Origin of the sequence: Acinetobacter sp. AG3, from assembly GCF_022343575.1 — a bacterium.
GTDB lineage: Bacteria > Pseudomonadota > Gammaproteobacteria > Pseudomonadales > Moraxellaceae > Acinetobacter > Acinetobacter guillouiae.
In genome coordinates this window covers 2,983,862-3,002,228 of record NZ_JAKQZD010000001.1, presented here as the reverse complement: position 1 = coordinate 3,002,228, position 18,367 = coordinate 2,983,862, and the positions used below count along the sequence as shown (strand labels likewise).

Genomic DNA, 18,367 nt, shown 5'->3' with positions numbered 1-18,367 from the left:
TTGACTGTTATTAAGATAAATGAGAAGAACATGATTCAAAAACAATTAGAAAATATACAAAATTGGTTAGTGCAACATGCTGCAAAGATCGCAAATCAATCACTCAATCCTGCGGCAAGTATTTCAGATATAGAACAATTTGAACAAAGGCTTTCTAAACATTTACCTGATGATTTTAAACAGTTGTACTGTTGGCATAATGGGATGAATGAAGAGGAAAATTTAGGCAGTTTATTTTATGGTATGGAGTTTTTATCGCTGACCAATATTGAAAATAAACGTGCTGATCTTGCGGATCTCGTTGATGAGTTGTTTGTTCTTCAACATGCTGACCCACAAATCAATCCAACCAATGCCCACCATCGGGATTGGGTCCAGTTTGCGCACGATGGTGGGCGCACAGGTTTGTATGTGGATTTAGCACCCACCGCCGTTGGTCAAATTGGCCAAGTAATCTTTATTGATCATGAATATGATGTTGGTATTCTAGTCGCCAACTCGATTACCGATTTACTTCAACAATTTTCAGATGATTTAGACAATGACTTATATCAGCTGAATGAAGATGCTTTAGAAGATGAAAATGAATTTTTAGAAAGTGATGCAGCTATTGATTTGGTCAATTGGCATATGAGTGAACGCTGGGCGCGCCCTGATTTTACTTAGCTTTTTTGAGAAAAATCATTTTATAAAATTATGTTTGAACGCTTCACTCATAAAAAGTGTATCAATAGCGATTATTGCTAGACACTCAATTTTGAACGCATTACATTTCTAATCGAATCAATTTTACAAAATCAAGTAAGCTCTAATTTTTAAACGAGCAAAATGATGGATCATAAAATAACGGTTGATGAGGTTGTAGCACGTTCAGTAAAAATCAGAGAACGTTATCATGAGCTAGAGCGAATAAATCATCATGCTGAATGGACAGTGCAAGAGGATGCGTTGGCATTTTTATCTGATGCTGGATTGGTTGGCAGATTAGTCATGGCGCAGACAGGGAAGTGGCTACACAAAGGCGATGCTCAACAAGAGTTGCAGCATAAGTTAGGTGAATGTGTTTGGTGGTTAGCCATTATTGCCAATGAATTAGATATGGATTTAACTGAAGCCACACAATACTTTTTAGATAAAGCTGAAAAGATTTGAATCTTTGGAAAAACTTCCATAGGAAGTTTTTTTAGAATCTTAGTTTAGAAGCCCGCATTTTGGTGGGCTTCATTCAATTTTTATATTTAGTATGAATGACTAACCGATAAATAAGTCATAGCCCATTCGGCCAATTAAAAATACCAGTAAAATTAAAAAGAAAATACGAATAAAACCACTTCCATATTTAAATGCTAAAGCTGTACCCGCAAGTGAGCCTAAAACATTGCAAACTGCTAAAATGATGCCAGCCATCCATAAAATATGCCCAGAAGGGATAAAGAAAAACATGGCAGCAATATTGGTGGCGACATTGACCAATTTGGCAGATGCAGAAGCATTTAAAAAATCAAAAGCAAATACTTTCACAAACAGAAAGAGTAAAAAACTGCCTGTCCCAGGGCCAAAAATTCCATCATAAAATCCAATTAAGGCGCCAAAAAATAAACCTAACGCAATTTCTTTCTTACCCGTCTGTAACACAGTATGGACTTTACCTAAGTCTTTTTTGGCAAAGGTGTAGATCGCAATCAAGATCAGTAAAAAGAATACGATATAACGCATCAACTCTTTAGGTATCAACGAAACTGACATTGCACCTAAAAAAGAAAATATAAATGCTGCCAACATTGTGGGTAATATAAGTTTCCAATTGATCGTAACTTTCTTAAAGTAAGCAAATGCAGAAGATACAGTCCCTGCCATGGCAATGATTTTATTGGTTCCAAAAACTGTGGCGAGACTTTGATTGGGAAAGGCATGCATTAGTGCTGGGAGTAGCACTAATCCACCTCCACCCACCGCAGCATCAATTAAACCCGCACAAAAAGCGAAGAAGCCTAAACTCAGAAGTATTGTCTCGTATTCCATTACAGATTGTTCTAACTGCTATTTTAAGAGAATAATCATAGAATATATTCAAATAAAAGTAATTAAAAAGCGCTAATCTCAATCTATGAGATTAGCGCTTTAGTTTTAAATGCTTTGTAAATCTACAAGTTTTTCAAAAAATTAGAAATCAACAGAAGTTTGTAGATAGAAAGTACGTGGCTGTCCTACGTATTTACCACCTGTAGAGTCAGATGAGCGAGTAAAGTATTCTTGATCAAATAGGTTTTTAATCCCACCAGCAACTTTTAAACCGTAAAAATCTTGTCCAAAATCATAACCAGTACGTACCGCAAAAGTTGAGTAACCCGGGATATCACCAGTACGACCATCTGCCGTTTCAACAGTTTGGTAAACATTACCTGAACCTGGCGCATGTTGTTTAGATTGAGCAAACATATCTGCATTGACAGACCATTTGTCAAAGCTATAACCAAGGCCTAAATTTCCAACATGTCGTGAATAAAAAGGTAAGTCCTTACCAGCAAATTTACCTGCTTCAGACTCAGCCTTTGTAAATGTATAATTACTATAGACTTTTAAGCCTTGAAGTGAGTCATAGAGGTTGCCAAAGTCATAACTTAGACCGAGTTCTATGCCTTTATGAGTCGTTGCGCCTAAATTGGTCCAGATGCCTGTACCAATAACGTCTGTACGCTCTAGAGATAGCTCTTTATCAAAGTCTAAATAGAACACTGTAAATTCAGCATTTAAACCATTGCCGATGTATTTTGTACCGATTTCATAGTTGTTGGATTTTTCAGGATGTAAACCATCTAAAGTGGTAACAGCACTGATTCCTTCAACTTTAGCTAATTGGTTATATTGTTGAGGACCAAAAGAAACCGCTGCATTGGCAAAGACATTCCATTGTTCATTGAAATTATATTGCACTGCAAGGCTTGGTAAAAATTCATCAGAATTTATTTTTGGATGTACTGTATTGATGAATTTACCATTTTGGTAGGCGGTATAATCATTATGGGTTTTAATAGACTCAAATCGTACACCCGGAGTGATGGTCAGTGCACCGAGACCAAAACGGTTATCAATATATACGGCATGCGCTTTGGTTCCACCTTCACTGCTGGTGTTGGCAAGGCGTTCGCCTGGCGTTCCTGTTACAGTATTATATGGCGCTGTACGACCCGAAAACTCTGAACTGTCTTCTTGTAAATAGCGATAACCAACTGTGACTTCATTATTCATATTGCCTAAAGTGTAGGCACGTGAATAACGTGGTTCAATGCCAAAATATTTATAATCACGCGGTGAGTTGCTGATAATGCTATTGGCTTTATTACTTTTATCTGGCGATTCAAGATCACTGGTACGGAATGAGTCGACATAATAACCAAGGATTTCAAAGTTATTGAGTTCATCTTTATGGCTGTATTTAACAGAAACATCTGAACGACGGCCAGCAAAATAGTTACGGTATTGGTTTGACTGGTATGGGTTTTTGGCATAATCCGCAGTCGTTAAGCCTTCTGGCATTTCGCCACGACCTTCATAATGATGCAAATTAAGTGCAATCGAATCTACATCTGTAAACTGATATGACGACTTTAACATGACGTCATCGATATCTATGTCGTTATTGGCTTCGCGATAGCCATTTCCTTTGGTTCCTGAATAAAGTAGCGCAAGACCTAAACCATTATCCATAGTACCGCCGATAAAGAGGTTTGGGCTGTACTTGAGTTGGTCGGTACCTGTGGCGAATTCTGTGGTTAAACCAACAGAGCCTGATAGTTTTTCAGGGATTGCACGGGTATTAAAGTTGATGATTCCCCCCACGTTTTGAGGCCCAAAGCGGACTGAACCTGCGCCACGAACAACGTCTACAGATTCAATATTACCCATTGAAACAGGTGCCATAGACAATTGTGGTTGACCATAAGGCGCGAAGGATAATGGAACACCATCCATCAACACAGTGGAGCGCGGTGAGAGGCGAGAGGTTAAGCCACGTACACCCAGATTGAGTGAGACATCACTACCCCCTGTGCCATTGCTGTCCTGAACCTGAACCCCTGGCACTTGTTTTAGCGCATCACGGATAGAGGTCACCGCAGATTCGTCCATTTTTTTACGATCGATAATGGTACGTGCACCTGCATGCTTGTGAACTTTTTCAGCATTGGCTGCTTCAAGCCAGTTTCCTTCAGCTTGTACGGTGATTGTTTTAAGTGTTTGTGTTGAAGTTTCTTGATTGTCTTCGGCAAAAGCAGCATTGGATATAAAGCTAAGTGAAACAGCAATTGCAAGGCTGAGATGTGAGGGTTTAAACAGGGCGAAGTCAGGTGTTCTATGGCTTGAAATTTTCATAAAGAGATAGGCATTTGAAATTGTGCGTATCTTAATCTCTTCAAGCATATTTTTAAATCAGGATGATTATCATTTAAAACTATTGTTTAATTCAAATTAATAGATTTTTTAATCAAATATTCACTTTTTTATATTGCAATAGCAAAAAACCGTGCATAAGCACGGTCTTTATACTCATCAAAAAATTATTTAAACTGGATCGAACCATTGGCATTGACCGTGATTTTTGATTCACCAGCGGCCATGTTCTGACCACCGACTGCATCGGCAGCTTCGAACTTAGCCATAGATGCACGCGCTGCATATACTGGTTGCGGATAAGAGTTGCTGGTATTGATGTTGATATTGACCAAGTTATAAGACGATTTATTCCATGCTTGCGTTAAAATTTGCGCACGTTGTTGGAAGTTCTTTGAAGCCTCAACCATCAATTCATTTTCAACTTTTTTACGTTGTTCATCAGACACTGTAAAATTAATCGATTGTGTTTGGAAGCTGGTTTGCAACTCGTTGATTAATTGGCTTGCTGCTTTAAAATCTTTACTTTCGATTTGAATTTCTGCACGACCACGCCATTCTTTCAATTTTTGGTTGTCATTGTCATAAACAGGATAAGTGGTTTGTGAGCCTGTTTCGACTTTAACTTGTGGATACTTTTTCGAAATGCTAATCGCTTGATTCATTAACTGAGTAATTTGAGAAGATAACTCAGCAGGTTGCTTGTTGTTTTTCTCAATAAAAAGTACAGCATGCATTTCATCATTAGACACTTGACGTGTCGCATCTGCTTGAACATTGACAATATTGTAGTTTAACGGGTCATTTTCTGCTGCCATCGTCATTGTGCTCAGTGTGGTTCCCAAGAGTAAAGTAGTTAAAGCTAAATAACGCATAATGAATCCTTAAAATTGTTTGACTAAATTTTATGACCGAAAGATATATTGTATAAATTGAATCTGTTTTTAATCATAAATCTGGTTTGCGGAAAACTATGGCAGATTTTGTGGTGCATTTGTAATAATTTGCATATAAATTGCAATTTTGTTTTGATTAAAATATTTTAAAAATTAAAAGCTTATCGAGATTGGTTGTGATAAAAAGTGATCAGAAGGGTTAAGATTTATAAAGTGATTTTAATTATCGGCTTTTCTTTGCTTTGTCACATAGTATGATGATAATAACAAATTAGATTTAGCTAAATGTTTTTTTCGATAAATGGAGTGTGGATAAGTACATAAAAGATATTTATTTTCTTGTAAAAAACTGTATTATCGCGCTCCTAGTTATGAAGATTAAAAGCACTCTAACTAGATTTCTATAAAGCACCGAGTCAAAGGACCACAAGTCACCCGACTTATTTCTTTCAACCCATATCAGAGATGGTAATTCGATATGAGCGTTACTTCTGTAAATCCTGCTGCCACTTCCACAAACGAATACTACTTGACTCGCCAAAGTCAGATGGAATCGAATGTTCGTAGTTATCCACGTAAATTACCGTTAGCGATAGCGGAAGCACATGGTTGTTGGGTTACCGATGTTGAAGGTACAAAGTACCTCGATTGTTTAGCTGGGGCAGGAACATTGGCATTAGGCCATAACCATCCTGCGGTGATTAAAAGTATTCAAGACACTTTAGCGAGTGGTCTCCCTTTACATACTTTAGATTTAACAACGCCTTTAAAAGATGCTTTCACTGAAGCACTGCTTGCACAACTTCCGGGTGGGCAAGAAGAGTATTGCTTACAGTTCTGTGGCCCATCTGGTGCAGATGGTACAGAGGCAGCGATTAAATTGGCGAAAACCTATACAGGTCGCAATACAGTTATCAGTTTCTCTGGCGGTTACCATGGGATGACTCATGGCGCGTTAGCGATGACAGGTAACTTATCTGCTAAAAATGCGGTAAATGGCTTAATGCCAGGCGTACAATTTATGCCATACCCGCATGAATACCGTTGCCCGTTGGGTGTTGGCGGTGAAGCAGGTGTTGATGCCTTAACTTATTATTTCGAAAACTTCATTGAAGATGTCGAAAGCGGTGTAACTAAGCCTGCAGCTGTGATTCTTGAAGCAATTCAAGGTGAAGGCGGTGTGGTTACAGCACCTGCGAAATGGTTGCAAAAAATCCGTGAAGTGACTGAGCGTCATAACATTGTGTTGATTTTGGACGAAGTTCAAGCGGGCTTTGCACGTTCAGGCAAAATGTTTGCTTTTGAACATGCTGGTATTGAACCTGATGTTGTGGTGATGTCAAAAGCAGTGGGTGGTAGCTTACCATTGGCTGTTTTGGGTATTAAACGTAAGTTTGATGCTTGGCAACCTGCAGGTCACACAGGTACTTTCCGTGGTAACCAACTTGCAATGGGTACTGGTCTTGCAACGATCAATACCATTAAAGAGCAAAACCTTGCACAAAATGCGCAACAACGTGGTGATTTCTTACAAGCTGAATTGAAAAAATTAGCGCAAGAATTCCCATGTATTGGTAATGTTCGTGGTCGCGGTTTAATGATCGGTATCGAAATTGTGGATGAGCGTAAGCAAGCGGATCATATGGGTTCTCTTCCTGCGGATTCACAATTGGCTGCTGCAATTCAAACGGCATGTTTTAACAATAAATTATTGTTAGAAAAAGGCGGCCGTAGCGGTACGGTGATCCGTTTACTTTGCCCATTGATCATTACTCAAGAAGAATGTGAAGAAGCTATTGCGCGCTTTAAGAAAGCGGTTGCAGAGGCTCTTATTGCAGTTCGAGGCGCTTAATTCATGGTAGATTTTGCAGAACATCGTAAAGCGTTACTCTGCAATGATGCTCAATCTATTGCTGACTATGAGTCAGCAATGGGTGAGGCGACTAAAGCGGTCGCAGCATGGTTGCAAAATGACAAAATGTATACAGGTGGGAGCATTAAAGAACTTCGTGAAGCGATTTCTTTTTCACCGTCTAAACAAGGTCTAGGTTTACACCAATCGCTTGAGCGTATGGTTGAGCTTTTTCTGAACAAAAGTTTAAAAGTACATCATCCGCACTCTTTAGCACATTTGCATTGCCCAACCATGGTGACAAGTCAAATTGCTGAAGTCTTGATTAATGCGACCAACCAATCAATGGACTCATGGGATCAAAGCCCAGCAGGTTCTTTGATGGAAGTTCAATTGATCGATTGGTTACGTCAAAAAGTAGGTTATGGTGCAGGTCAGGCAGGTGTATTCACTTCTGGCGGTACTCAATCTAACTTAATGGGCGTATTGTTAGCGCGTGACTGGTGTATTGCCAAGAACTGGAAAGACGAAAATGGTCTGCCTTGGTCTGTGCAGCGTGATGGTGTTCCAAGTGACGCCATGCGTAATGTCAAAGTGATCTGTTCTGAAAATGCACATTTTTCTGTGCAAAAGAACATGGCGATGATGGGCATGGGCTTCCAATCTGTGGTGACTGTTCCAGTCAATGAAAATGCACAGATGGATGTTGATGCGCTCGAAAAAACCATGGCGCATTTACAGACTGAAGGCAAAATTGTTGCTTGTGTCGTTGCGACTGCCGGGACAACCGATGCAGGCGCGATTGATCCATTAAAGAAAGTGCGTGAAATCACCAATAAATATGGCGCGTGGATGCATATCGACGCAGCATGGGGTGGTGCACTGATTTTATCGAATGACTACCGTTCAATGCTTGATGGTATTGAATTGTCTGATTCGATTACATTGGATTTCCATAAGCATTATTTCCAAAGTATTTCATGTGGTGCGTTCTTGTTGAAAGATGAAGCGAACTATCGTTTTATGCATTATGAAGCTGAATATTTAAATTCTGCTTATGATGAAGAACATGGTGTACCGAACCTAGTGTCTAAATCTCTACAAACTACACGCCGTTTTGATGCGTTGAAATTGTGGATGACGATTGAAAACCTAGGTGAAGAGCTTTATGGTTCAATGATTGACCATGGCGTTAAGCTAACTCGTGAAGTGGCAGATTACATCAATGCTACTGCTGGTTTGGAAATGCTGGTTGATCCACAATTTGCATCGGTATTATTCCGTGTAATACCTGACAATTATCCAGTTGAATTACTTGATACTTTGAATCAAAACGTTGCAGATGAATTATTTGCGCGCGGTGAAGCCAATATTGGTGTGACTAAAGTTGGACAGGTTCAATCTTTGAAAATGACGACTTTAAGTCCAGTTGCAACTTTAGAAAACGTGAAGAATCTTCTTGCCTTGGTATTAGAAGAAGCTGATCGTATTAAAGATGCGATTGCTGATGGTACCTATACGCCTGCAATTGACTAGATTGATATCCAGTTGATTGACGTTTGAAATAGATTAATTTTATTTCAAAAAACGCCCGATGAATTTTATTGGGCGTTTTTTATTTAAGGCTGTTTTGATCTAAAATATAATCAATGATCAAATGCTTGGTCATAAAAAAAAGAGATCTTATTGATCTCTTTTAAATTGAATATGGGGTATTAAAAATTACACATTGAGCTATTACGGGTGAGATCAGGTCCCCAAGTACGATATCCTTGAGTATCAATATGGATTTGCCCTGAAGCATACAGTCCCAAGCCCATGTTTAAGCTTTGGCCATACTGCGACCAGAACTGGCATAATTTGAATTTGGTATGTTCAATATACGCATAGTCTTGAGGTTGCGGATTTTCTGGCCCAATACGGAAATCAATGGCTGAATTGAATAAGTGACGTGAAGATCCAGCACCACCGGCACATTGGTTTAAAGGTAAGTCTCGATATACCGAGGTTACAGTAAAATCAGTCAGAACTTTAGAGGCAACCAAGTATTTAAATACTTTTAATGTTGGTAATTGATTACTCCAAAGCTCACGGCTTGGAATCATATATTCAGACTTACCACACTTGTCCCAATCACGCGCAGTTTTAAATAACTCAAAACTAGGAATAATATTTCCAGCATTATTTTGTTCAAGAAAACGTTCATAATCACGTGCACGTGACTGATTGTCTCCATAGATCAGCCATTGGCGATAAGATGAAGGCATCGTTTTAGGAGGAATGGGTCGCTCAATCGTAATTTTTTCTTCGGGGATGTAAATACGCTGACCATGCGACGTGCTAATTGTTGGATTCTTTTGAGGGGAAGATGTACATCCAGCCAGAATCATTGTAGTAACACCGACAGCAAGTAAACCTTTCAAAATAAATTTCATTCTCAATATTAGCTAAAGCAAGTAACGGGCTATTTTAGTCTAGTTTGGCGCGTGTATTATGGATAAATTGCAAATAAATGTACAATTTACATATTAAAATGCAAAAAGATCAGCCTAAGCTGATCTTTTTTATACAATACTTATTTTTCTAAGTATTGTAATTTATCGGCTTTACCATTCCACTCTTCACGATCTTCAGGTTGATCACCAATTTGAGTAATGTTTGGCCATTTTTGAGCAAGTTCAGCATTTAGTTCAATAAATACTTCTTGACCTTCAGGGAGTTCATCTTCAGAGAAAATTGCATTTGCAGGACACTCAGGTTCGCATAGCGCACAGTCAATGCATTCATCTGGACTAATGACTAGGAAATTTGGACCTTCATAAAAACAGTCTACTGGACATACTTCTACGCAGTCTTGATATTTACACTTAATACAATTTTCAGTGACAACAAAGGTCATGGCGTCAGCTACCTAAAAATATGGTTCTAATTAATAATGCTGTATTTTAGGGAAAACGCCGCAAACTAACAATTGCTTTTATTGATATTTAATATAGAAGAACCTGCTAAATCAATTTTTTTTATAGAAAATTCTCCTAACTTGTGAAGAATTATGCATTTTTTAAAATATGCGCTGTTATTTTGATGTGGCCATAGGTGAAAAAATGCTAAACATATTCAAAAAAGAACATAAATATAAGACTAAATCACAGAAGCGAAATGGGGTTATTACCTTCGTGTGCTGGTTTTTTAGTCAGCCATCATCTTTAGAATTATTTAGACCTGTATTTTTAGTATCCGTTAGATCATGACAATGTATAGATAAGATGAATATCTTCGGGTTCTAATTCCCATAATTGCTGATCAGGTTTTTCTAAGACCTGCGCGCCTTGTTTAAGATAAAAGTCGACAGTACGCTGGGTTGGTGTTGCTGAAATATACAGTTGTTGTGCACCAAGTTGCCCAGCTGATTTTATCGCAGAGTGCATGAGCTGTGTACCAAGACCAAGACCTTGATGATTTGCATCGACATAAAAATATTGTAATAGCTTCGCATCTGGATAATCTCTGATGACTTGATTGGATACCAGTTGCACACCAATTAATCGATTCAATTGATTGAATGCACCCACACATAGTCCACCTTGAATAAGATGCTGCTTTAACAACGGGGGATCATTTTCTAAATGATATTCACCCCAGCTTTGCACATCATAAAAACAATCGACCAAATGTAATTTTTGCTTTTGTTGTAGATACATTTGAGTGATTAATTCACGTCGATCAATATGTTGCCAAATGAGATCTATATCGGAAAGCTGCAGGGGCTTGAGTGAAATATTGATATTATTCTCCTAAAACTTAGCATTCAATTACTCATTATGGAGTGCTTTAAATTATCGTCTAGATTGCTATTTAAAGATCAATAGACTCAAGTTATTTCCAGCCTAAGTAGAGAATTTCAAACTTACTTAGACTGGAAAGCTGTTACTGCTTATGCATTTAGTGCTGCTTTTAATGCATAGAGGTGATCTAGCGCTTGGCGAGGGGTTAAATCATCGACATCAATATTTGCTAAAGCATCGAGTACAGGTGATGATTTTTCAACTTCAACGACTTTTTCAATCTCAATGATGTGTTCAAGCTTTTCAGGTTCAACGGTTTCAACTTCTGCAAATAAGTCATTTTGCACAACGGATTGCAATTGTTGCTGTTGTTGTTTCTCTAAAATTTTTAAACGCTTTTGCGCTTCTTTAATCACCCCCGCAGGGATCCCCGCAAGTTTTGCAACTTGTAAACCATGACTTTGACTGGCAGGACCTTGTTGAACTTTATGCAATAGAATCAAATTACCATTTAACTCTTTGGCCGTCACATGGTAGTTATCAATTGCCACTTCTTTTGAAAGCTCAGTTAATTCAAAATAGTGTGTGGCAAAGAGGCATAGACATTTGATTCGTTTGGTTAGATCAAGCACACATGCCCAAGCTAGAGATAGTCCATCATAAGTACTTGTACCACGACCAACTTCATCCATAAGCACCAAAGACTGATTGGTTGCATGGTGCAAAATTTGAGATGTTTCGGTCATTTCCACCATAAAGGTAGATTTACCCGTAGATAAATCATCAGCAGAGCCAATTCGAGTAAATATACGGTCAATCGGTCCTAACTTCGCTGTTTTAGCAGGGACGAAACTGCCGCAATACGCCAGCAAACTAATCAGTGCAGTTTGACGCATAAAGGTCGATTTTCCGCCCATGTTTGGCCCTGTAATGATCGCCATACGATGATTGAAATCGAGTAGGGTATCGTTGGGGGTAAATGGCGTTTTACTGAGTGATTCAACTACAGGGTGTCGACCAGCGGTAATTTTGATCCCGATTTCTGGGCTGTATTCAGGTCGGTTCCAATTATTCAAACGGGCTTGATGGGCAAAGTTTGCCAATAAATCGATATGGGCAATCGATGCACTCATCATTTGTAAATTGGCAATATCTGCTCTTAATTCTTCCAGTAACATTTCAAAGAGTAGTTTTTCTCGCGCAAGTGCACGTGATTCACTGGAAAGTACTTTATCTTCAAAAGATTTTAATTCTGGGGTGATATAACGCTCGGCATTTTTCAGTGTTTGACGACGGATGTAATGATCAGGCGCTTGTTCAGCTTGAGCACGGGTGAGTTCGATATAGTAACCACTAACACGGTTATAACCAATCTTCAGGGTATTGATGCCCGTGTTTTCTCGCTCTTTGATTTCTAAATCAATCAGAAATTGGCCTGCGTGATCACGGATTTTACGCAGTTCATCGAGCTCATCATCAAAGCCTTCTGCAATTACATTGCCATCACGCAATAATACAGGTGGGTGTTCAACAATCGCAGACAGTAAACGTTGGTGTAATCCATTAAAATCGCCCAATTCTTCATTCAATTGTACAATCAATTTAGATTGCTGAGTCTCAAGAATCGGTTGGATTGCATGTCTTAAGAATGGGATTTGTGCACATGCTTGACGAAGCTGCACCAAATCACGAGGACGTGCACTGCCAAGTGCAACACGGCTTAAAACCCGTTCAATATCGCCAATTTCTTTTAAGACTAAGCGAACAGGACTTTCATGGTAGCCTTTGAGTAAAGTATCCGTTGCATCTAAACGTGCATCTAAGATTTGAGTATCACGAATGGGCTGCATCAAGGTACGTGCCAGTAATCGTCCGCCCATTGCGGTTTGGCAGTCATTGATTAAGCTAAACAGCGAAGTGCCGTGCTCGAATAATGGATCAATAATTTCTAAATTACGGCGTGTAACAGGATCAAGTGCAATAAAATCTGAGCTTTGTTCTAATTTAATTGAACGAATATGTGGTAACGCAGTTTTTTGAGTTTCTTTGGCATAGTGAATCAATGCAGCGGCAGCTGCTTTAGCCAAGGGGAGATGGTCAATACCAAAACCAGAAAGTGTGGAAACTGCGAATTGGTCACATAAGGTTTTTTGTGCGTTATTTAAATTAAAATCGACATTAGGTCTTTTGGTAATTGGACATTCAATTTGTCGTTTAATATCTTCAATAATATTCGGGTCGACTATGTCTTCATCGACCAATATTTCGCTTGGCATTAAGCGAGCTAATTCAATCGCCAAGCTTTCAGATTTAAACTCTTGTTGTTGAACTTTAAAAATACCCGCACTTAAATCCAGCAGTGCCATACCAATTTGGTTTTGTTGGAAGCAGATCGCAACAAGATTCGATGCTTGTGTTGCGGTTAACAGGGCATCATCGGTCAATGTTCCAGGGGTAATAATTCGTACTACACCGCGTTCAACAGGTCCCTTACCTGTGACTTCACCAATTTGCTCACAGATGACAACCGCTTCGCCTTTTTTAACCAAACGCGCCAAATAACCTTCTGCAGCATGGTATGGAACACCCGCCATTGGAATAGGTTCACCATTGGCTTTACCACGATGAGTGAGGGTAATACCCAAAAGTTTTGCGGCTTTTTTTGCATCGTCAAAGAATAGTTCGTAAAAATCGCCCATGCGATAGAACATTAAAGAGTGTGGATGCTGCATTTTTACTTTTAGATATTGCTGCATCATAGGGGTGTGGGAGGATAAGTCAGCCATTGTTTCCATGCTATTCATGTATATTAAATCTCTAAATTTAAATAATAAATAAGTTTGTTTTGAAAGTTTGGCAATCTAACCAATTCTAACAACTTCTGTGCAAATCTGACCTAAGCAAAGGAAAAAGCATAGCTTTAGTGTACTTTTGTTCGTGCCAAAATTGAGTCAACAATGTGTGAGGAAACAAATTGGTTTCTCTCGGTCGCCATCTTAACAAATTGAGGCTGATTCACAAAAAGGAATCCGAAGATGAGTGCGGAAATTAGCAACAAAAAGAAAATGGCATGATCTGCTCGTGCTATTGATAAGATGAAGAAGGGGGATATCTTAAAAAGTGATATTGTTAAAATTGAGACTTGGACTGCTCAGTTTTATCTTTATATAAGGGCTAAATAACCATATATTGCTCTTTCAACTCGTCGCTGTAGATCTTCTACATCAAATTCACCAGTCATACCCGCTGTATTAATCATCCCTTTACTGATGGCGATAATGTCTCTTGCAGTCTTGAGTGCATTAGTAATTTGAAATTTAGATAGAAGATTAGACAATATTTCCTCTAATTTGTATTGAAAAGACTCTTCTTCATAATCTTTTCCGATAAATATTGAGGCAGATTCAAGTATTAACGCTAAATTAGGACGACTCAATTGATGAAATACTGCTCTTTCTATAATCATTTTCAATAGCGTTTTTAAATCTAACCGCTCATTTTGTTCAATAATTTTTAAGACACTATTATAAAGTTGATCTCTTTCTCGTCTTATGAGTTCAACAATTAATGCATTTTTTGAAGGAAAGTATTGATACAGACTACCAATACTCACTCCAGCAGTATCTGCCACAATATTGGTATTAAATCCAGAGAATCCATCTGATTCAAGAATGCGAGCTGCTGCCTCCAGAATTATATCAAATGTGATTACTGAACGCGCTTGTCGCGGCCTTTTACGTGGGTTTGGAAAGGTTTCTGTCATGGTAAAAAATGCGAGTATTAAATGTGAGTAATGACTCATATAATGATTTGGTCACTCACTCATTACAAGCAAAATCATATATCAATTGAAATCAATAATTAATGGAGAAACTATGTCTAAAATATTTACTTTTTTTATTCATTTAAAGGCATTGCCCACTTGGCTTGCACTGCCCAGAGAATATCGTAATAACTTAGGTGAAAAGACAATTCAAGAAATATTGAAAAAATATAAATCTGTTAAAGTCCGTTGGTATGATGCAGAGGCATTTAATGCTCGTGCTAGCGATATTGCAGTTTTCGAGACATCATCTTTACAGGAATACTATTTTGTAATAGATGCACTTAGAGACTCAGAAATATTTTCGACTCCATATTTTGAGCTTGTAGAAATTATTCCTGCAGTAGAAGATGGCTATATAGAATATGGAGAGTCTTTGTAACTGCCTAAAAAGCCCTTAAGTGAGGGCTATGAAGTTTTTACTATATCGATTGTTTGATTAATCTCTATCACCTAGCGTGATTCTTAATCTATTTAATGCTCCCATCAAAGAAATGCTTGCCGTTAGGTCAACTAGCTCTTTCTCATTAAAATGATCAGTTAAACTCTCTCTAACCGTTTCAATTTTTTCAGAAAAAAATTAATTGCTTCCGCATATTCTAAAATAAGTCTTTGTTTGTTGGTAAAGGCATTCGAATGTTTATAGCCTGGAATATTGTCAATGATATCTCTTGGGTGAATCCAATATCTCTTAATTCCTTGGAATGAAAAGTGCAGCAATCAATTTATCATTCTACGCACTTTGCAAATGGTCGAAATCATTTTTATGGAATCGAAAATTATTGGAGTTAAAATCAAAGGTTAGTATGAAAATAATGGTATACCGAAAAAGGTTATTTCCCTTATTTTTGAAGGAAAAGGATCAAGATTTACTACGGAAGTCCAAAACCACTATTGAGAATTTTGAGATCATGGACTGGAATTTAAAGCTCATCTAGTAGGACTCCGTTTTTATTATTAGATGATCAATATTTTTTAAAAACAATTAATTACGCTAAATTAAAGCATCTATATTTATTTATGTTTGGAAGTTAAACAATTGATTACTTAATTTGAAATGGTAGTATGATTAATGGTTTTAATGTAAGGTATTTATATTTATAGAATTTTTCTGATTATTTAGCATTTTTGTTTTAGATGATAAACAAAATGTTTAAGATGTAAAGAAAACAATAATCAATAATTTTAAACTTTAACGTCCAGTTTTTTTAAGTAATTATTGTTTTGTCAAAATCAAGCACAAAGGTTAAACGAAAATATAATCGAACTTATCTAAGGAAAGGTGATCATGCATTTATTCTCATTTCTATCTTCTTAACGAGAGTTAAATATCAAGGTTGGAATGATGGACAAATTAAAAAAGTATTGAAAGAAGCGACAAGTAAAGATTATGAATATTTATATTTTACTTTAAAAATGAGTTTAGATAAGGAAAATATTTAAGGTATATTGGAAATTCAGTTCAAAGGAACTGAATTTCCCTTTTTAATTATTGAGATTTTAATGTTTTTATTTCATTTTCTAAGGCTTCAATTTTACGTTCTTTCTTTTTAATCTTATTTAAATTTCCAGATTTTTGCTCTAGTTGTATTTCTGATTTAAGTTTTTGTATTTTAATTTCTTTTTCTTTGATTTTAGTGTCTGTTTTTTGCTTTAATGTCACATTATTGCAATGTATCTGATTTTCTTTTAGTGCTTTTTTAAGACCATTTATTTCGTATGTATTATTATGTTGTATTGCAATTTTTAATTTACTTTCGATTTCTTGTTGTTTTGATTCGCATGATTGAAAATTTTGAGCATTTGAAGTGTTAATTGATACGAAGATTATTGAGGCTGTAGCAATAGATTTATAAAAATTCATTCAGGTTATTTCCTTTTTAGCGTTTGATTGTTTTTATTTTAGTTTGAAAAATATTTATTTATCAAGTTATTTGATAAATAAATTTGAATAATAAACTGATAAATATGATTGATTTCATTTTATTTCTTTAAGTCATTATTAAAATTCAATAATTTGTCTTGTATTGGGTATTTTATTATTTTTGTTAAACTTATCACTCTTTTTCTTGTGGGTTTTGAGTAAATTTATCTAGTTGAATTAAATAAATAATTTTTTAAAATAATAAATTTATATTTAAATTTTTAAGAAAATTTGTTTTAAATGTATAAGTAATTTGTGTGAAATGTAAAGAATTGTTTGTCGCTTAAAGATTATTATCCTCATAGTTTCATTTGGTTTTATTTATCATTTAAAGGTGTATTTATGAAATTAGTAAATCGTTTTCTAGCAATAGCAACTATGAGCATTATGGTTACAGGCGTTGCAAATGCTGCGCCTACAGTAACATTTCAAGGGGAAGTTACAGATCAAACTTGCCAAGCTTCAATCAATGGTGGAACCAATGGCGTGGTTTTACTACCTACGGTATCAGCAAATACGCTAACTTCTTCTGGTGCCACAGCAGGTTTGACACCTTTTACGATTAATGTCACTGGATGTACTGCACCTAGCTCAGATCTTGATATTAAAACAAAATTTTTAGGTCACTCAGTAACTACGAGTGGCAATTTAGGCAATGTAGCAACAGTTAATCCTGCTACTAATGTTGCGATTCAGTTGACTAAAGAAGCTGCTGGAACAACTTCAGTTGTTCTAAATGGGCCAACAGCTGTTGAAGGTCTGAAATTACTCAATGGTGCAACAAGTGCCAGCCATGATTTTGGTGCGCGTTATATTTCTGAAGCTGGTGGTGCAACACAAGGTGCTGTGACCTCAGTTATTGAATACACCTTAAGCTATCAATAAGGTTTTATCTGATCTGCTACTTAAGTAGCAGATCAATCAATTTTTTGGTTGGAGTGGTAAAAATGAGTAGGTGGATCGTCAATATTATAAAAAGTCATATTTTGATTGGTGGCTTAACCATAATGTCCGCTGCCTTCTCAGGTGTAGTTCTTACAGGAACACGTGTAATTTTTCCTGATGGCCAAAATGAAAAGACGATTTACTTACAAAATAAAGATCAATATCCAAACCTTGTACAAATTTGGCTAGATGAAGGGGATGAAGATTCTACTCTTGAAAAAAGCAAAGCTCCCTTTGTTGTTAGTCCGCAAATTTTTCGGATAAATCCAAATACTGGACAAACTGTGCGCTTAATATTTACGGGTGAGGAAAACGTCTCAAAGGATGTTGAGTCACTGTTTTATTTAAATTTTTCTGAGTTTCCTGCACTAAAAAAACAAGACAGCGATAGTAGCCGTTTAATGATTGTATTTAAGAATCGTGTCAAGGTTTTTTACCGTCCTAAAAATTTGAAAGGTTCTACAGCAGATGCTTATAAAAAAGTTCAATTTGCCTTGGAAAATGATGGAACAAAAAAGCAATTAAACATTCAAAATTCGTCTGAATATTATGTGAATATTAAAGAATTAAGTTTAGTTGCTGGAAATAGCGAAATCGTGGTGAAAAAAAATGACTTAATTGCTCCAAAAGCTAAAGTTAATTGGGTAATAAATAATAATACGCATAGTTTAAAAGATTCAAAAATTAAACTTACCCTTGTTAATGATTATGGTGCTTTAGTCGTCCACGAGATTCCTCTGAATAAATAATAAG

The 18,367-nt window shown here is 36.9% G+C and carries 16 protein-coding genes and 1 pseudogene; 7 read left to right on the top strand and 10 right to left on the bottom strand.

Annotated elements, in window-relative coordinates; all coding sequences use genetic code 11:
• Positions 1–30: 30 nt before the first annotated feature.
• On the top strand, positions 31–666 hold the full coding sequence (locus L3V46_RS13940) for an SMI1/KNR4 family protein (protein WP_004820316.1): 636 nt from the start codon (positions 31–33) through the stop codon (positions 664–666).
• A 165-nt stretch (positions 667–831) separates the two neighbouring features.
• Complete coding sequence (locus tag L3V46_RS13935; protein WP_004721698.1) at positions 832–1,152, top strand: hypothetical protein; 321 nt, start codon at positions 832–834, stop codon at positions 1,150–1,152.
• Positions 1,153–1,251: 99 nt separating this feature from the next.
• Here L3V46_RS13935 and L3V46_RS13930 read toward each other — a convergent pair whose 3' ends face one another.
• The 3 genes from L3V46_RS13930 to L3V46_RS13920 form a co-directional block, all read right to left on the bottom strand.
• On the bottom strand, positions 1,252–2,022 hold the full coding sequence (locus L3V46_RS13930; protein WP_004820319.1) for a TSUP family transporter: 771 nt from the start codon (positions 2,020–2,022) through the stop codon (positions 1,252–1,254).
• A 141-nt stretch (positions 2,023–2,163) separates the two neighbouring features.
• The gene (locus L3V46_RS13925; protein ID WP_239046778.1) at positions 2,164–4,371 is read right to left on the bottom strand and encodes a TonB-dependent siderophore receptor; all 2,208 of its coding nucleotides are present in this window, start codon (positions 4,369–4,371) and stop codon (positions 2,164–2,166) included.
• 185 nt (positions 4,372–4,556) lie between these two features.
• Positions 4,557–5,264 (bottom strand): SIMPL domain-containing protein, encoded by a 708-nt coding sequence (locus tag L3V46_RS13920; protein WP_004721692.1) that lies wholly within the window; start codon positions 5,262–5,264, stop codon positions 4,557–4,559.
• Between the two features lie 499 nt (positions 5,265–5,763).
• Between L3V46_RS13920 and L3V46_RS13915 the strand changes: the two genes are divergently transcribed.
• The gene (locus tag L3V46_RS13915) at positions 5,764–7,137 is read left to right on the top strand and encodes a diaminobutyrate--2-oxoglutarate transaminase (protein WP_004721690.1); all 1,374 of its coding nucleotides are present in this window, start codon (positions 5,764–5,766) and stop codon (positions 7,135–7,137) included.
• 3 nt (positions 7,138–7,140) lie between these two features.
• Complete coding sequence (locus tag L3V46_RS13910) at positions 7,141–8,673, top strand: aspartate aminotransferase family protein (RefSeq protein ID WP_239046024.1); 1,533 nt, start codon at positions 7,141–7,143, stop codon at positions 8,671–8,673.
• Positions 8,674–8,852: 179 nt separating this feature from the next.
• Here the strand turns inward: L3V46_RS13910 and L3V46_RS13905 are convergent, their stop codons facing one another.
• The 5 genes from L3V46_RS13905 to L3V46_RS13885 form a co-directional block, all read right to left on the bottom strand.
• Positions 8,853–9,572: a D-Ala-D-Ala carboxypeptidase family metallohydrolase gene (locus L3V46_RS13905; protein ID WP_004721687.1), complete on the bottom strand. Its 720-nt coding sequence runs from the start codon at positions 9,570–9,572 to the stop codon at positions 8,853–8,855.
• 140 nt (positions 9,573–9,712) lie between these two features.
• Positions 9,713–10,036 (bottom strand): ferredoxin FdxA, encoded by a 324-nt coding sequence (fdxA, locus tag L3V46_RS13900; RefSeq protein WP_004721686.1) that lies wholly within the window; start codon positions 10,034–10,036, stop codon positions 9,713–9,715.
• A gap of 346 nt (positions 10,037–10,382) precedes the next feature.
• Complete coding sequence (locus L3V46_RS13895) at positions 10,383–10,922, bottom strand: GNAT family N-acetyltransferase (RefSeq protein ID WP_343212686.1); 540 nt, start codon at positions 10,920–10,922, stop codon at positions 10,383–10,385.
• 149 nt (positions 10,923–11,071) lie between these two features.
• Positions 11,072–13,726, bottom strand: coding sequence for a DNA mismatch repair protein MutS (gene mutS / locus L3V46_RS13890; protein ID WP_151803461.1), 2,655 nt, complete (start codon positions 13,724–13,726; stop codon positions 11,072–11,074).
• A gap of 359 nt (positions 13,727–14,085) precedes the next feature.
• The gene (locus tag L3V46_RS13885; protein WP_239046023.1) at positions 14,086–14,685 is read right to left on the bottom strand and encodes a TetR/AcrR family transcriptional regulator; all 600 of its coding nucleotides are present in this window, start codon (positions 14,683–14,685) and stop codon (positions 14,086–14,088) included.
• 112 nt (positions 14,686–14,797) lie between these two features.
• Between L3V46_RS13885 and L3V46_RS13880 the strand changes: the two genes are divergently transcribed.
• Complete coding sequence (locus L3V46_RS13880) at positions 14,798–15,127, top strand: darcynin family protein (protein WP_004820336.1); 330 nt, start codon at positions 14,798–14,800, stop codon at positions 15,125–15,127.
• 57 nt (positions 15,128–15,184) lie between these two features.
• Here the strand turns inward: L3V46_RS13880 and L3V46_RS13875 are convergent.
• Both L3V46_RS13875 and L3V46_RS13870 read right to left on the bottom strand, forming a co-directional pair.
• A pseudogene (locus L3V46_RS13875) lies at positions 15,185–15,464 on the bottom strand (carboxymuconolactone decarboxylase family protein); the annotation flags it as partial.
• Between the two features lie 770 nt (positions 15,465–16,234).
• A complete protein-coding gene (locus tag L3V46_RS13870) occupies positions 16,235–16,609 on the bottom strand; it encodes a DUF1090 family protein (RefSeq protein WP_239046022.1) in 375 nt (124 codons plus the stop codon).
• Positions 16,610–17,011: 402 nt separating this feature from the next.
• Here L3V46_RS13870 and L3V46_RS13865 point away from each other — a divergent pair, with 402 nt between their 5' ends.
• Both L3V46_RS13865 and L3V46_RS13860 read left to right on the top strand, forming a co-directional pair.
• Positions 17,012–17,554 carry a fimbrial protein gene (locus tag L3V46_RS13865; RefSeq protein WP_239046021.1) on the top strand — a complete coding sequence of 181 codons (543 nt, stop codon included), beginning with the start codon at positions 17,012–17,014 and terminating at the stop codon, positions 17,552–17,554.
• A 62-nt stretch (positions 17,555–17,616) separates the two neighbouring features.
• Positions 17,617–18,363 carry a molecular chaperone gene (locus L3V46_RS13860; RefSeq protein WP_056515329.1) on the top strand — a complete coding sequence of 249 codons (747 nt, stop codon included), beginning with the start codon at positions 17,617–17,619 and terminating at the stop codon, positions 18,361–18,363.
• Positions 18,364–18,367 lie beyond the last annotated feature (4 nt).

Bases quoted from the DNA above. Each gene is read 5' to 3' on its own strand.
- fdxA (WP_004721686.1), bottom strand. From the start codon at position 10,036: ATGACCTTTGTTGTCACTGAAAATTGTATTAAGTGTAAATATCAAGAC.
- L3V46_RS13935 (WP_004721698.1), top strand. From the start codon at position 832: ATGGATCATAAAATAACGGTTGATGAGGTTGTAGCACGTTCAGTAAAA.
- L3V46_RS13860 (WP_056515329.1), top strand. From the start codon at position 17,617: ATGAGTAGGTGGATCGTCAATATTATAAAAAGTCATATTTTGATTGGT.
- L3V46_RS13885 (WP_239046023.1), bottom strand. From the start codon at position 14,685: ATGACAGAAACCTTTCCAAACCCACGTAAAAGGCCGCGACAAGCGCGT.
- L3V46_RS13940 (WP_004820316.1), top strand. From the start codon at position 31: ATGATTCAAAAACAATTAGAAAATATACAAAATTGGTTAGTGCAACAT.
- L3V46_RS13930 (WP_004820319.1), bottom strand. From the start codon at position 2,022: ATGGAATACGAGACAATACTTCTGAGTTTAGGCTTCTTCGCTTTTTGT.
- L3V46_RS13910 (WP_239046024.1), top strand. From the start codon at position 7,141: ATGGTAGATTTTGCAGAACATCGTAAAGCGTTACTCTGCAATGATGCT.
- L3V46_RS13920 (WP_004721692.1), bottom strand. From the start codon at position 5,264: ATGCGTTATTTAGCTTTAACTACTTTACTCTTGGGAACCACACTGAGC.
- L3V46_RS13915 (WP_004721690.1), top strand. From the start codon at position 5,764: ATGAGCGTTACTTCTGTAAATCCTGCTGCCACTTCCACAAACGAATAC.
- mutS (WP_151803461.1), bottom strand. From the start codon at position 13,726: ATGAATAGCATGGAAACAATGGCTGACTTATCCTCCCACACCCCTATG.
- L3V46_RS13905 (WP_004721687.1), bottom strand. From the start codon at position 9,572: ATGAAATTTATTTTGAAAGGTTTACTTGCTGTCGGTGTTACTACAATG.
- L3V46_RS13925 (WP_239046778.1), bottom strand. From the start codon at position 4,371: ATGAAAATTTCAAGCCATAGAACACCTGACTTCGCCCTGTTTAAACCC.
- L3V46_RS13865 (WP_239046021.1), top strand. From the start codon at position 17,012: ATGAAATTAGTAAATCGTTTTCTAGCAATAGCAACTATGAGCATTATG.
- L3V46_RS13880 (WP_004820336.1), top strand. From the start codon at position 14,798: ATGTCTAAAATATTTACTTTTTTTATTCATTTAAAGGCATTGCCCACT.
- L3V46_RS13870 (WP_239046022.1), bottom strand. From the start codon at position 16,609: ATGAATTTTTATAAATCTATTGCTACAGCCTCAATAATCTTCGTATCA.